14 protein-coding genes are annotated in these 14,281 nt (G+C 66.1%); 2 read left to right on the forward strand and 12 right to left on the reverse strand.

Going from position 1 to position 14,281, the window contains the following annotated elements; all coding sequences use genetic code 11:
- The 3 genes from rpsI to B4L36_RS06240 form a co-directional block, all read right to left on the reverse strand.
- Positions 1-486 (reverse strand): 30S ribosomal protein S9 (gene rpsI / locus B4L36_RS06230; RefSeq protein ID WP_292953962.1); only part of this gene is annotated, 486 nt, incomplete at its 3' end.
- Positions 487-488: 2 nt separating this feature from the next.
- Positions 489-953, reverse strand: a complete 465-nt coding sequence (gene rplM / locus B4L36_RS06235; protein WP_292953964.1) for a 50S ribosomal protein L13 — start codon at positions 951-953, stop codon at positions 489-491.
- A gap of 203 nt (positions 954-1,156) precedes the next feature.
- Entirely contained in the window at positions 1,157-1,579 is a 423-nt protein-coding gene (locus B4L36_RS06240; protein WP_292953966.1) for a PaaI family thioesterase, read from the reverse strand.
- 56 nt (positions 1,580-1,635) lie between these two features.
- Here B4L36_RS06240 and B4L36_RS06245 point away from each other — a divergent pair, with 56 nt between their 5' ends.
- Positions 1,636-2,421, forward strand: coding sequence for an enoyl-CoA hydratase (locus B4L36_RS06245; RefSeq protein ID WP_292953968.1), 786 nt, complete (start codon positions 1,636-1,638; stop codon positions 2,419-2,421).
- A gap of 200 nt (positions 2,422-2,621) precedes the next feature.
- On the opposite strand, the gene murD is transcribed toward B4L36_RS06245, so the two are convergent.
- From murD to B4L36_RS06290, 9 genes are all read right to left on the reverse strand, one after another.
- A complete protein-coding gene (murD, locus tag B4L36_RS06250; protein ID WP_292953970.1) occupies positions 2,622-4,025 on the reverse strand; it encodes a UDP-N-acetylmuramoyl-L-alanine--D-glutamate ligase in 1,404 nt (467 codons plus the stop codon).
- A 73-nt stretch (positions 4,026-4,098) separates the two neighbouring features.
- A complete protein-coding gene (gene mraY / locus B4L36_RS06255) occupies positions 4,099-5,181 on the reverse strand; it encodes a phospho-N-acetylmuramoyl-pentapeptide-transferase (RefSeq protein ID WP_292953972.1) in 1,083 nt (360 codons plus the stop codon).
- A 4-nt stretch (positions 5,182-5,185) separates the two neighbouring features.
- On the reverse strand, positions 5,186-6,547 hold the full coding sequence (locus B4L36_RS06260; protein ID WP_292953974.1) for a UDP-N-acetylmuramoyl-tripeptide--D-alanyl-D-alanine ligase: 1,362 nt from the start codon (positions 6,545-6,547) through the stop codon (positions 5,186-5,188).
- Complete coding sequence (locus tag B4L36_RS06265) at positions 6,544-8,043, reverse strand: UDP-N-acetylmuramoyl-L-alanyl-D-glutamate--2,6-diaminopimelate ligase (RefSeq protein WP_292953976.1); 1,500 nt, start codon at positions 8,041-8,043, stop codon at positions 6,544-6,546. The genes B4L36_RS06260 and B4L36_RS06265 overlap by 4 nt, the downstream gene beginning before the upstream one ends.
- Positions 8,040-9,872, reverse strand: coding sequence for a peptidoglycan D,D-transpeptidase FtsI family protein (locus tag B4L36_RS06270; RefSeq protein WP_292953978.1), 1,833 nt, complete (start codon positions 9,870-9,872; stop codon positions 8,040-8,042). Before B4L36_RS06270 ends, B4L36_RS06265 begins: the two co-directional genes overlap by 4 nt.
- Positions 9,869-10,213, reverse strand: coding sequence for a cell division protein FtsL (gene ftsL, locus B4L36_RS06275; protein ID WP_292953980.1), 345 nt, complete (start codon positions 10,211-10,213; stop codon positions 9,869-9,871). The genes B4L36_RS06270 and ftsL overlap by 4 nt, the downstream gene beginning before the upstream one ends.
- On the reverse strand, positions 10,213-11,181 hold the full coding sequence (rsmH, locus tag B4L36_RS06280) for a 16S rRNA (cytosine(1402)-N(4))-methyltransferase RsmH (protein WP_292953982.1): 969 nt from the start codon (positions 11,179-11,181) through the stop codon (positions 10,213-10,215). Before rsmH ends, ftsL begins: the two co-directional genes overlap by 1 nt.
- Before the next feature lie 3 nt (positions 11,182-11,184).
- Complete coding sequence (locus B4L36_RS06285) at positions 11,185-11,700, reverse strand: division/cell wall cluster transcriptional repressor MraZ (protein ID WP_292953983.1); 516 nt, start codon at positions 11,698-11,700, stop codon at positions 11,185-11,187.
- A 624-nt stretch (positions 11,701-12,324) separates the two neighbouring features.
- Positions 12,325-13,422 (reverse strand): Mrp/NBP35 family ATP-binding protein, encoded by a 1,098-nt coding sequence (locus B4L36_RS06290; RefSeq protein WP_292953990.1) that lies wholly within the window; start codon positions 13,420-13,422, stop codon positions 12,325-12,327.
- Positions 13,423-13,763: 341 nt separating this feature from the next.
- On the opposite strand from B4L36_RS06290, the gene B4L36_RS06295 reads away from it, so the two are divergent.
- The gene (locus B4L36_RS06295; protein ID WP_292953993.1) at positions 13,764-13,988 is read left to right on the forward strand and encodes a DUF1127 domain-containing protein; all 225 of its coding nucleotides are present in this window, start codon (positions 13,764-13,766) and stop codon (positions 13,986-13,988) included.
- The last annotated feature ends 293 nt before the right edge of the window (positions 13,989-14,281 follow it).

The following is a 14,281-nucleotide window of genomic DNA, read 5'->3' on the forward strand; positions in this document are numbered from 1 at the left end:
CTTCGAGAACTGGAAGCTGCGGCGGGCTTTCGCACGACCGTATTTCTTGCGCTCGACCACCCGGCTGTCGCGGGTCAGGAAACCGGCCGCCTTCAGCGCCGCGCGCAGGCCGGGCTGGTGCAGTTGCAGCGCCTGGCTGATGCCGTGCTTGACCGCGCCGGCCTGGCCGGACAGGCCGCCGCCCTTCACCGTCGCCTGCACGTCATACTGACCGGCGACGCCGGCCACGTCGAAGGGCTGCTTCAGGATCATCTGCAGCACCGGACGGGCGAAGTAGTCGTTGATGTCCTTGCCGTTCACGGTGACCTTGCCCGAACCGGGCTTTACCCAGACGCGGGCGACCGCATCCTTGCGCTTGCCGGTCGCATAGGCGCGGCCCAGCGAATCGCGCTGCGGCTCGCGCGTGGGGGCGGGCTCGGCCACGGCCAGATCGCCGTCCGAGACGGCCGACTTCAGATCGTCGAGGGTCTTGATGTCTTCAGCCATGATCAGGCACTCCGGGTGTTCTTGGCGTTCAGGACCTTGACGTCCAGAACCTCGGGTTGCTGCGCCTCGTGCGGGTGCTCGGTCCCGGCATAGACGCGCAGATGGGTCATCTGCTGCTTGCCCAGCTTGTTGCGGCTGATCATGCGCTCGACGGCCTTGGTCACGACACGCTCGGGATGGGCGCCTTCCAGGATCTGGCGCGCGGTGCGGTGCTTGATGCCGCCCGGATGACCGGTATGCCAGTAATATTTCTTGTCGTCGCGCTTGTTGCCGGTCATCTGCACCTTGTCGGCATTGATGACGATCACGTTGTCGCCCATGTCCATGTGCGGGGTGAAGGTCGGCTTGTGCTTGCCACGCAGGCGGGTGGCGATGATCGAGGCGAGACGGCCCAGAACGACGCCCTCGGCGTCGATCAGGATCCACTTCTTCTCGATCTCCGCCGGTTTAGCGGTATAGGTCTTCATCTTGGATCGCCCCTTGCGGGTTGTGGAATTCGGATGCGGGCTTGTCCGCGATTCGCGCCAGGAAATCAAGATCCCCTCGCGACGTTTATCGACGCGATATCAATGGCTTGCGATATAGGTATCAAAATACCTCAACAAGGCCGCCTGAAAACCGGGCCGAAAATGACAAGACCGCCTCATCGGGCGCCCCTCGCGGTTCGGCCTCAGCGCCGTGGCGGGATCGAATAGGTCATCGAACAGCGCGCGACCGGCGCGCTGTCGCCGTCCGAAAAGATCAGCGCCTCGGCCACGGCCAGAACGCGGCCCAGTTTCAGCACCCGCGCCTCGGCCAGCAGGTCGCGATCGCAAAGCGGCTTGCGCATGAAATCGACCGAGGCATTGGTCGTGACCGCCAGCGCCACCGGCCCGATCCGCGACAGGATCGCGCAATAGATGGCCAGATCGGCCAGCGCAAAGATCGAGGGACCGCTGATCGTGCCTCCGGGGCGCAGGTGGCTGTCATCCACGCGCAGCCGCGTGACCAGAATCGCCGTCTCGACCCGTTCGACACGGAACGTGCCTGCCACCTGCGGAAAGTCCCGCGCCAGAAACGCGTTCAGCGCCGCCGCATCCATCGCCAGATCCATGCTTTCCCCCTGCCCCGTCCGGGCCTAGGCTTTCGCCAAAAGCAGGAGAGATCAAGATGCCCGACCTCGTGAAACGGCAGGACAGCGGCCATGTCGCGCGGCTGACCCTGAACGACCCGGCCAATGTCAACGCCCTCTCGCTCGAGATGATCGAGACGCTGATCGCGGCCTTCCGCGACATCCAGGCCGATGGGCGGATCCGCGCGGTGATCGTCGCGGCCGAGGGCAAGGCGTTCTCGGCCGGTCACGATCTGCGCCAGATGCAGCAGGCGCGGGCCGATGATGATGCCGGCCGCGCCGCCTATGAACGGCTTTTCGCGCGTTGCGCCGCCCTGATGCAGATGATCCCGGCCCTGCCCCAGCCGGTCATTGCCCAGGTCCAGGGCGTCGCCACCGCCGCCGGCTGCCAGCTTGTCGCCTCCTGCGATCTCGCAATCGCGGCGCAGGGGGCGCGTTTCGGCGTCAATGGCGTGAATATCGGCCTGTTCTGTTCCACGCCGATGGTGGCGCTTTGCCGTGCGGTGCCGCCCAGGGCCGCCTTCGAGATGCTGACCACGGGTGCGTTCATCACCGCCGAGCGCGCGCGGGATCTGGGCCTGGTGAACCGGGTGGTTCCGCCCGAGGCGCTGGCCGAGACCGCCGATGACATGGCCCGGACCATCGCCGCGAAACTGCCCGCCGCCGTGCGGATGGGCAAACGTGCCTTCCACGAACAGCTTCGCCTCGGGCTGGACGCGGCCTATGACAGCGCCGGCGCCACGATGTGCGCGAACATGATGCTGCCCGAAACCGACGAGGGCATCACGGCTTTCCTGGAAAAGCGGCCGCCGGACTGGGCCTGATCCGCGCCGAAACAGGCCCCCGAACGCGCGGCCCTGGCAGGCTGTGCACGCCCTGTGCACAGCCTGTGTCGCCCCGGTGCACGGGCTGTGCGGCCAAAAACCCTGCAATTGCATGGTCTTTCCGCCCGGGCCGCAAGACGGCTGTTGCGCGCACCGCATCTGCAACGCCCGCCGCCATCGCGCGGATCGTCGGGGCTGTGTCAGCGCGCCGTCAGTGCCTGGACCAGCGCGGTGAAATGCTCGCCGCGTTTCTCGAAATTCGGATATTGGTCAAAGCTGGCCGCCGCGGGCGCCAGCAGCACCGTTTCGCCGGGCTGAGCCTCGGCCGCCGCACGGGCCACCGCCTGCTCCATCGTCTCGGCGATCTCGCACGGGGTCTGGCCGATCTCCAGCGCGAAGTCGCGGGCCGAATGACCGATCAGATAGGCTTTCGCGACCCGGTCCAGATGCGGCACCAACCCCGCGATTCCGCCGTCCTTGCCCAGCCCGCCCGCGATCCAGCGGATTTTATCGAAGGCTTGCAAGGCTTTGGCGGCGGCATCGACATTGGTGGCCTTGGAATCGTTGACGAAACGCACCCCGCCGATTTCCGCGACCAGCTGGCTGCGATGCGGCAGGCCGGCGAAGCTGTTCAGGGCCGCCTCGATATCGCGCGGCGCCAGCCCCACCGCGCGGCAGGCGGCATAGGCCGCGCAGGCATTCTGATGATTATGCGCGCCAGGCAGCCCCTTGATCGCCCGCAGGTCGATCGAGCCTGCCTGACGCCCCTTGCGGTATTCCGCCAGAAAGCCCTTGCGCGCGAAGACAGACCAGGCGGCGCGGTCCAGCTTCTGCCCGGCCGAGATCCGGATCACCCGGTCATCGGCCGGGCCCACCTGCATCTGATCGGCCAGATAAAGTCCCTCGATCTCGTCCACGCCGATCACCGCACGATCCGGCCCGCCTTCCGCAAACAGCCGCCGCTTGGCCGCGAAATAGCCGCCCGGACCGCCGTGACGGTCCAGATGATCGGGCGACAGGTTGGTGAAAACCGCGATATCCGGGGTCAGCGCGCGGGCCAGGTCGGTCTGATAGCTGGACAATTCCAGCACCACCACCTCGCCATCCGTCGCCGGCGCCAGAGACAGGACGCCGGTGCCGATATTGCCGCCCATCTGGGTCGGCCGGCCGCATTCTTGCAAGATATGGTGAATCAGCGCGGTGGTGGTGGACTTGCCGTTCGATCCGGTCACCGCGATCACGCGCGGCGCCCGGTCGAACCCGTCCCAGTCGGCGGTGGCATAGCTGCGAAAGAACAGCCCGATATCGTTGTCGACCGGCACCCCAAGGGCATAGGCCCGCGCGATTGCCGGATGCGGTTTGGGATACAGATGCGGAATCCCGGGCGAGGTGATCAGGGCGGTGACGCCGGACCATGCGTCATCGCGTGCCAGATCGATGATGCGCAGCCCCTCGGCCTCGGCCGCCGCGCGGGTATCGGCCCCGTCGTCCCAGGCGATGACCTGCGCGCCGCCAGCGACAAGCGCCGTCGCCGTGGCCCTGCCCGACCGGCCGAGGCCGAGGATCGCGATCGTCTGGTTTTCGACACCCTGTACCGGGATCATCCGTCACACCTGAAGTTCAAGCCGGGGGCTGTCTGCCCCCGGACCCCCGAGGATATTTGCACCAAGGCAAAGCCTAGCGCAATTTCAGCGTCGCCAGCCCGATCAGCGCAAGGACCAGCGCGATGATCCAGAAGCGGATCACGATCTGCGGTTCCTTCCAGCCCAGCTTTTCGAAATGGTGGTGAATCGGGGCCATCAGGAAGACGCGCTTGCCGGTGCGCTTGAAGTAGAGCACCTGGATGATGACGCTGAGCGCCTCGACCACGAAAAGGCCGCCGACGACGGCCAGCACGATCTCGTGCTTGGTCACCACCGCGATGGCGCCAAGCGCGCCGCCAAGGGCGAGACTGCCGGTATCGCCCATGAAGACCGCCGCCGGAGGCGCGTTATACCACAGAAAGCCCAGGCCTCCGCCGATCAGGGCGGCGACGAAGATCAGGATCTCGCCCGACCCCGGCACGTGGTAGACGCCCAGATATTCGGTAAAGTCGGCCCGGCCGACCGTATAGGCGATGACGCCCAGCGTGCCGGCGGCGATCATCACCGGCATGATTGCCAGTCCGTCCAGACCGTCGGTCAGGTTCACTGCATTGGCCGCGCCCACGATGACCAGCATGCCGAAGGGGATGAAAAACACGCCCAGATTGATCAGCGTGTCCTTGAAGACCGGCAGCGCCAATTGTCCGCTCAGACCTGCCGGATGCAGCCACATCGCCCAGGCCGAGGCGACGAAGGCAAGCGCCAGCCCGAGCGCGATCCGTACCCGTCCCGGCACGCCCTTGGTGTTCATCTTGCTGATCTTGGAATAATCGTCGGCGAAACCGATCACCGCGTAGCCCGCCGTCACCGTCAGCACGATCCAGACATAGCCGTTGTCCAGCCGCGCCCATAGCAGCGTGGACACGAACAGCGCCGACAGGATCAGCAGCCCGCCCATCGTCGGCGTCCCCGCCTTGATCAGATGGGTCTCGGGGCCATCGTCGCGAATCGGCTGGCCCTTCTTCTGGGTGCGGCGCAGGTAGTTGATCAGCGGCGGCCCGAAGATGAAACCGAAGATAAGCGCGGTAAAGAAAGCCGCGCCGGCGCGAAAGGTGATGTAGCGGAAAAGGTTGAAGAGGTCGCCGCCCTCGGACAGGCTGCTCAGCCAGTAGAGCATCGGGTCATCCCTTCATCTTGTTGCGCAGCGCCTCGACCACGGCCGAAATCCTGGAGGATTTCGACCCCTTGACCAGCACCACATCGCCCGGCGCGACCAGATCGTCCACCCGCGCGGCCAGTTCTGCGGCGCTTTCGGTCCAGATGCCCTGCCTGGCACCGGACAGTGCCTCGTGCAGATGCCGCATCCGGGGGCCGGCGCAATGGACCAGATCGATCGCCTGCATCGCCGGGTCGACGGCCACAGCGCGATGCAGCGCCACCTCGTCGTTGCCCAGTTCCAGCATGTCGCCCAGAATCGCGATCCGACGGCGGCCCGGAAGGCCGGCCAGCATCGCCAAGCCGGCCGCCAGCGAGGCCGGATTGGCATTGAAGGCATCGTCGATGAGTTCGAACCCGCACAGTTGTTCGACCGCGCCGCGGCCCTTCGGCGTCTGCCAGTCCGACAGATGCGCGGCGGCGTCATGCAGTTCGGCCCCGGCCGCCGCCAGGGCGGCCAGAACGCCGACCGCGTTCAGCGCGAAATGAGTTCCGGTCGTGTTCAGCGTGAAATCGACCGTCTCGCCCGAAATCCGGGCGCGGCACCGCAGGCGCCCGTTGACCGGTTCGGCCCCGACCAGCCGCGCCATCGCCTTGTGTCCGAAGCCCACGACGATCGCGCCCGCCGCATCCGCGCAGGCGCGCAGGATTGGCGTCACCTCCAGATCCTCGGGGATGATCGCGGTTCCCGCATTCTGCAATCCCTCGAAGATCGCGCCCTTCTCGCGGGCGATCCCCTCGATCGCGCCGAAGGCCTCCAGATGCGCCGCCGCGACGGTGGTGATCAGCGCCACATGCGGACGGGCCAGTCGCGACAGCGGCGCGATCTCGCCGGGATGGTTCATGCCGATCTCGAGGATGGCGAAATCCGTGGTGGGAGGCATCCGTGCCAGCGTCAGCGGCACCCCCCAGTGGTTGTTGTAGCTGGCCTCGGCCGCGTGGATGCGCCCCTGCCCGCTCAGGGCTGCCCGCGCCATCTCCTTGGTCGAGGTCTTGCCGACCGAGCCGGTGATCGCAACCACCTTGCCGACCATCCGCGCCCGGCCGGCCCGGCCCAGATCCCCGAGGCCGCGCAGAACGTCGGGCACGACCAGCAGCGGCGCCCCGGCGGCGACGCCTTCGGGAATACGGCTGACCATGGCGGCTGCCGCACCCTGTTGCAGCGCGCGCTGCACGAATTCATGGCCGTCGCGCGTATCCTTCAGCGCGATGAACAGATCCCCGGGCGCCATATTGCGCGTGTCGATGGACACGCCCGAAGCAGTCCAATTCCCCTGCGCTCGCCCTCCGGTGGCGGCGGCGGCGTCCTGCGCGTTCCAAAGGCTCATATGCGGCCATCCAGCGCGGCGACCGCGACCGAGGCCTGTTCGGCATCGTCGAACGGATAGACATCCTGCCCGACGATCTGGCCGGTCTCGTGTCCCTTGCCCGCGATCAGCAAGGCATCGCCCGGTTGCAAGGCATCGACGCCGCGCAGGATCGCCTCGGCCCGGTCGGCGACCTCGGTCGCCTCGGGGCCCGCACCCTGCAGGATGGCATGGCGGATGGCGGCGGGATCCTCGGTCCGCGGATTGTCATCCGTCACGATGACCACGTCGGCATGGTCTCGGGCAGCCTCACCCATCAGTGGGCGCTTGGCGCGGTCGCGGTCGCCGCCGGCGCCGATGACAACAACGATCCGGCCCATCACATGCGGGCGCAGCGATTGCAGGGCCGCGATCACCGCGCCGGGCTTGTGGGCGTAATCGACAAAGACCGCGGCACCGTTCTCGCGCTGCGCCACGAGTTGCATTCGACCGCGTACGGTGCGCAGATCGGGCAGAACGCGCATGATATCCCCGGCCGCATCGCCCGAGGCCATGGCCAGCGCCATCGCCGCCAACACGTTTTCCGCCTGAAAACCGCCGATCAGCGGCAGGCGCACCATCTGCGGCTGCCCCATGACCGAAAAGCGCAGATCCTGCCCGGTCGCGTTAAAACGCTGCCCCAGAATTCGCAGCATCGCGTCCTCGCCCGTGCCGATGCTGGTCAGGGCCAGGCCACGATCCGTTGCGATTTCGGCCATCTGGCGGCCGCGCTGGCTATCGACATTGACGACAGCAGCTTCGCCTTCTTCCAGAATATGATTGAACAGCAATGCCTTGGCGGCGAAATAGTCGTCAAAGCTGGCATGGTAATCCAGATGATCCTGGCTGAAATTGGTGAATGCGCCCGCCTCGATTCGCACACCGTCCAGACGCCGCTGGTCCAGTCCGTGGCTGGATGCCTCCATCGCCGCATGGCTCACGCCGGCCTGGGCGGCCTCGGACAGGATGCGGTGCAGGGTCAGCGGATCGGGCGTCGTGTGCTTCAACGCAGCCTCGAAATCGCCCTGAACGCCCATCGTGCCAAGGCTGATCGCACTGTGGCCCAGCGACTGCCAGATCTGGCGGGTGAAACTGGCGACCGAGGTCTTGCCGGATGTGCCGGTGACGGCCACCACATGACGCGGCTGCGTCTCGAACCACAGGGCCGCGGCTCCGGCAAGGGCCGCGCGCGGATCCTGGGCGATGATCAGCGCGCCATCCCAATCGGCCAGCGCCCCGGCCGCGATGTCCGCCCCGGCGCGGTCGGTCAGCACCGCCGCCGCCTCCATGCGCAGGGCGTAGCGAATGAATTCCGCCCCATGCATCGCCGATCCCGGCAGGGCGGCGAACAGATGGCCCGGCCTGACCGTCCGGCTATCCAGCGAAAGTCCGGTGATCGCGGGATCCAGCCCATCCCTGGCCCGCAGGCCCAGTTGCGCCAGCGTCTTTCTGCCCTGCCCCACGATCTCACCCGTCATTTGTTCGCGACGAGCTTTATCCCATCGTCCGCAGCCGATTCAACACGCGGCTGGTAGCGGGCGGCAAAGACCGGCAGCTTTTCTTCGGTCCTGGGTTCCAGGCCCAGCAGCGGTCCCAGACGCCGAACCAGTTCTGCCGCCACCGGCACCGCGGTCGTTCCCGCGGTGCGGCTTTCGCCGCCGTAATTGGTGGTGATCGAGGGCTCGTCAAGCGTCACGACCAACACGTATTGCGGATCGCTGGTTGGAAAGATCGAAGCGAAGCTCGAGACCACCTTGTTTTTATAATAGCCGCCCGATGGACGTGGCTTGTCGGCGGTGCCGGTCTTGCCGCCGATCTCGTATCCCTCGACCTCGGCCCGGGTGGCGGTGCCGCGCACGACCACCTGACGCAGCATGGCGACGGCCTGTTGCGCGGCGCGGGTGGACAGCAGCCGTTCGCCCTCGGGGCGCTTGCGACCGCGGATCAGGGTCGGCGTGACCTTGATTCCGTCATTGCCGATCGTTGCATAGGCCGAGGCCAGATGCAGCGGACTGACGGCAATGCCTTGGCCATAGGCGACGGTCGCCGCCGTCACTGGCGGCCAGCGCGACGGCACCAGCGGCAGACCGGTTGGCGCTTCGACCAGTTCTATCGGCGACGGCTCGAACAGGCCAAGCCGTTTCAGAAATTCCCGCTGCCGATCCGGTCCCAGAAGCTGTGCGATCCGGATCGTGCCCACGTTCGAGGACTTCACGATGACACTCGTCACGCTGAGTTGCGGGCCATAATCGTCGAAATCGTTGATCCGATATTTCCCGAACCTCATCGGGGTGGTCGTATTGATGATCGAATTCGGGTTCACCAGCTTCAGATCCAGCGCCTGCGCGACCGGAAAGATCTTGAAGGTCGAGCCCAGCTCGTATTGCCCCTGAACGGCGCGATTGAACAGCGGGCTGTCCGACGGATCACCCTTCAGCAGCGGCCGTGGCCTGTTATTCGGGTCGAAATCGGGCAGGCTGGCCATGGCGACGATCTCGCCGGTCTTGACCTCCATCAGGATCGCGGCGGCGCCCTTGGCGCTCATCAGTTTCATCCCCGAGGCCAGAACCTCCTCCAGCGCCGTCTGCACGGTCAGGTCGATGGACAATTCCAGTGGTGCGCCCTCGTTCGATGGATCGCGCAGCCAGCCGTCGAACGCCTTCTCGACGCCCGCCACGCCCAGCACCTCGGCGCTGCTGACGCCCTCCTTGCCAAATCGCGATCCTCCCAGGATATGGCTGGCAATGTTTCCGTTGGGATAGATCCGCATCTCGCGCGGGCCGAACAGCAGTCCCGGTTCGCCCAGATCATGGACCGCCTGCATCTGTTCGGGACTGATCTTGCGCTTGATCCACAGGAATTTGCGTTTGCCGGTGAAATCCTTGGTCAATCGCGCAAGATCCAGATCGGGAAAGACCTTCGTCAGCCCCTGGGCCGCGCGGATCGGGTCGATCATGTCCTGCGGACGGGCATAAAGCGAATAGGTCAGCAGATTGGTGGCCAGAACCCGCCCGCGCCGATCGACGATGTCCGCACGCTGCGACATGATCTGCGAGGACATGACCTCGGCCCGTGGCTCGCTGGGCTGGCTGTTGGCCAGCGCCGCCATGCGCGCGCCGACGGTGCCAAAGGCCAGCACGAAACAGCCGGCCAGAAGGACCAGCCGTCCCTCGGCCCGCCTGCGGGCCTTGTCCTGGATCGCCTCGTGACGGCGGCGACGGTTCTCGGCCTCGATCTCGTCCGGGTTCTCGCCCCGCTCGCGGGCGCGAAGGATCCGGGCCAAAGGGCGCAGGGGGGTTCGGATCATGGCTTTTGCTCCTCGGAGGCGGGATCGACGTTCGGTTCTTCGACAGGCGCGGCGGGCTTGGGATAGTCGACATGACCCAATTCCACGACCTGCCCCATTTCCTGAGGCACCAGCAGCAGGCGCTCGAAATTCAGATCGACCAGCTGACGCAGCCTTTCGGGGCGATTCTGATAGGCCCATTCGGCGCGCAGGACGCCCAGATCCTCGCGCAGCCCGGCAATCTCGCGCCGGATTTTCCCCATATCGTCGATCGCGGCCTGGGTGCGATAGTTTTCGCGGTAGGCCCAGAAGGCCAGGGCCATGACGGTCAGCACGCAGGCAAGATAGGTCAGCGACCGCATCAGGCACCGCCTTTCGCGGGAAGTCGCGGCATCGCAAGCGCCCCTGCCCCGATCTCGCCCGCGGGCGCCTCGGTGCGGATGGCAACGCGCAACAGCGCCGAACGTGCGCGCGGATTGACCGCCATCTCGTCGGGGTCGGGTCCGATGGCGCGGCGGAACGGCAGCCGGAAGGCCGGAGGCGCCGTGTCGCTGACCGGCGCGTGTCGGCTGCCGCCGCCGGCGCTGTTCGACCGCGCCTGCATGAATCGCTTGACGATCCGGTCCTCCAGCGAATGAAAACTGACCACGGCCAGGTATCCTTCCGGTTTCAAAGCGCGCTCGGCCGCCGACAGGCCCTCGACCAGTTGCCGGAATTCGTCGTTCACCCAGATCCGGATCGCCTGAAAGCTTCGGGTGGCCGGGTGGCTCTGGCCCGGCTTGGCGCGCGGCAGGCAGGATGCGACGATTTCGGCCAGCTGCCCGGTGCGGCCAAGCGGACGCGAGGCGACGATGGCGCGCGCGATCCGGCGCGAGGCGCGCTCCTCGCCATAGTGGAACAGCACATCGGCGATCACGGCCTCGTCCGATTCGTTCAGAAGATCGGCGGCCGAGGGTCCGTCGCCGCCCATGCGCATGTCCAGCGGCCCGTCGCGCAGGAAGGAAAAACCGCGTTCGGGCTGATCCAGCTGCATCGAACTGACCCCGAGGTCCAGGACGACACCGTCCAGCGGCTCAGCGGCCAGGCGGTCCAGATCCGAAAAGGTGCCCTGAACCAGGCGCAGCCGGTCGCCGTATTGCCCGGCCCAGCCCTCGGCGATGCGAAAGACGGAAGGGTCGCGATCCACGCCGATCACCTCCTGCGCCCCGGCATCCAGCAGACCGCGCGCATAGCCGCCCGCGCCGAAGGTGCCGTCCAGCCACCGTCCGCCGACCGGCGCGACCGCCCGGATAAGTGGCTTCAGCAGGACCGGAACATGCGGCTGTCCCATCGGCTAGTCCTCCTCGCCGGTTTCCGACAGGAAGACGCGGGGATCGAATCCGCGGCCCTTCGAGGCGGCGAAATCCTCCAGTTCCTCGACATCCTTCGGCGGCGAATCGGGCAGATAGACCTTCATGTAGTCGCCATGCGAGGCGAAGGTGGTCTCGACCCCGTTGTCGAAACCCAGTTTCTCGCGCAGCTTCTGGGGCAGGACGAGGCGACCCTCTCGGTCGATCTCCAAATCCACCGACTGGCCGTTCATCAATTGCTCCAGCCAGCGGCGCTTGTTGCTGCCGCGGGTCAGTCTGTCGATCTGCTGGTCGATTTCTTCGATGGCTTCGATGGTGTAGAGTTCAAGCCAGTTCCACCAGTCCGGACCATAGACCGCGACCAGTTGGGTGCGGCCGGTATTGCTGGTGGCAAAGGAGGGGTCTCCGGCGTCGAACACCTTGCGAAAGCGCGCCGGGATGGACATCCGCCCCTTCCCGTCGATCCTGACGCTGTCGGTGCCTCTGAACTTGCGCGCCACCCGTGTCCCGCCTCACTGTCCGTCCGTGCCGTCCGCCCGACAGAGAAAGGGCGGATCGGGCTGCTGCCACTGCCCGATCCGCCGCCCTCGTTCCCATCGACTGGGCCCCTTTTCGGGGTTTCCCGCCCTGTCGCGCGCCACCTGGGGGAGGTGCTGCTCGCACGCGCGGACGGTCTTGTTTGGAAAACGGGTGCCTGTATGAAACCTGCTTCGCCTCGAGGGGTCTTGACGCCCCTTCACTGCCCGTCTTCGTGATCCTGTTGTGACATGGGAATTCATGGGAAGCAATGGAATTCTTCACCCCATGATTGCAGAAAATTGTCGACGGGACACAGCTATTCCAGCCTTTTGGCAAAGCCACGCTCCGATTCGCACTCCTTCTGGTAAGAAGCGGCGAAACCGGCACCATATCTAGCGATCGATGAGGTGTGGCGGAAAATCCCACATCAGGGCAAAAACCGCATCAAGCGGTTGCGCAAGGGCAGGATTGGCAGGGCCGATTCACGGAAAAGACCGCGGGAATCACGCCGAATCACGAATGCGGGAGGGGGAGATTCGGAGCGGTCCCATCCAGTCCCAGCCCCTTTCGCGGGGCGATCCCGGACATTCCCAGGGGCCGCCCTTTCAGGCTGTTCCGGCCTGAACCAGCCGGTCGGCCAGCCGGGCATAGGCATCAGAGACCGCACCCTCGCCCAATGCGATGGGCCGGCCCGAATCGCTCGCCAGACGAACCTCCAGTTCCAGCGGAATCTCTCCCAGAAAGGGCAGGCCCAGCATCTCGGCCTCGCGGGCCACGCCGCCATGGCCGAAAAGATGCGCCTCGTGGCCGCAATTGGGACAGATATAGGTGGACATGTTCTCGATCAGGCCCAGGATCGGCGCCTTGAGCTTGTTGAACATGTCGATGGCGCGACGCGCATCCAGCAAGGCCACGTCCTGCGGCGTCGAGACGATGATCGCCCCGCTGACCGAGGCTTTCTGACACAGGCTCAACTGCACGTCGCCTGTGCCGGGCGGCAGGTCGATCAGCAGCACGTCCAGTTCGCCCCAGTTCACCTGTTGCAACATCTGCTGCATCGCGCCCATCAGCATCGGGCCGCGCCAGACGACCGCCTCGCCCTCGCGCAGCATCAGGCCGATGGACATCACCGTGACCCCATGCGCGCGCAAGGGCTCGATCCGTTGCCCATCGGGGCTGGCGGGCCGGCCTGACACGCCCATCATGCGCGGCTGCGAGGGCCCATAGATGTCGGCATCCAGCAACCCGACCTTGCGGCCCGCGCGCGCCAGGGCCACGGCCAGATTGGCCGAGACCGTCGATTTGCCGACACCGCCCTTGCCCGATCCGATGGCGACGATGTGCTTGACGCCCGCGATCGGCTGCGGCCCCGCCTGTGCGGTGGGGTGGCGTCCGACCTGCAAGGATGGCGGCGCGTCCTGTCCGCCGCCGGAACTGCGTGCCGGCTGCCCTTTCGACGCCGCGGCGGTCATCACGATCTGCACCTTCGCGACGCCATCCAACGCCTCCAGCCGCCGGCGCGCCTCGGCCTCGACCGGGGCCAGCGCCCGTGCGGCCTCGGCATCCGCCACCTCGAGGACGAATCTCACGGTATCGCGCTCGACAGCAAAGGCGCGGATCAGGTCCGCCTGGCCCAGCGTGCGGCCGTCTGGAAGGGCTATGTCAGCGATTGCCGCTAGGGCAACTTCGCGATCTGTCGGCATGGCGAAAGGCTCTTGCTCTGGGTTTTCCGGGACCATGAAGCATCGCCGACACCGGGGCAAGCACCCCCGCGACAATCTGTCCGCAGAACCTGCAACCCACCAAGGAATGGACCTTTTTGCCGATGCAGCGTTATCGCAAACGTCAACTTGAGATCGAATTTTCTGCTTCTTCATGACGTTAATAATCATGAATAAATTGGCCGAGCCTTGCGGTCGCTGCATGGCAGCATTTGAAAACCGTCCATTGTGCATCCGCAGCATAGGGGCCATCTTTGGGTCATCGAAAGCACCGGACCATCCGGGTCGGGTGCAAGCCGCGAGAGATGTGAAAGGAAAATATCATGGCTGTTATCGCTCAGGCTCAGAACGTTGCCGAAACCGGCCTGCGGACCCGCCTGCTGAATGCGGTTCAGCGGATGCAGGAAAACCGCGCCCGTCGCGCCGTCTATCGGCAGACCGTTCGCGAACTGAACGCCCTGACGGCGCGTGACCTCGACGACCTCGGGATCAACCGGTCGATGATCACCCGCCTGGCCCACGAAGCGGCCTGGGGCGAAGCGAAGTAAGGAATTCGAACTCCCGGCCCTCTCCTCCTCCCTGGGTCGGGATCAGCGGCGACCTCCTCTCCTCCTCCCCGGAGGTCGCCGCCAAAGAACATAGCCACGTCGATCGTGGCGACCGCACACGGCAGCCCATTCCTCCTCCCACGGCTGCCGTCCGCGGCGAAGGCCCGCTCCTCCCTGGCCCGCGCCGCACCCCATAGCCGCCTTGTTCTGCGGCAAACCGATGCGACGGGCTCACTCCTCCTCCCTCCCGAGCCCGCATCGCAAGCGGTGTCGGCCTCTCCTCCTCCCTGGCC

It is taken from the genome of Paracoccus sp. UBA889, assembly GCA_002294185.1.
In the GTDB taxonomy this organism is placed as follows: Bacteria; Pseudomonadota; Alphaproteobacteria; order Rhodobacterales; family Rhodobacteraceae; genus Paracoccus.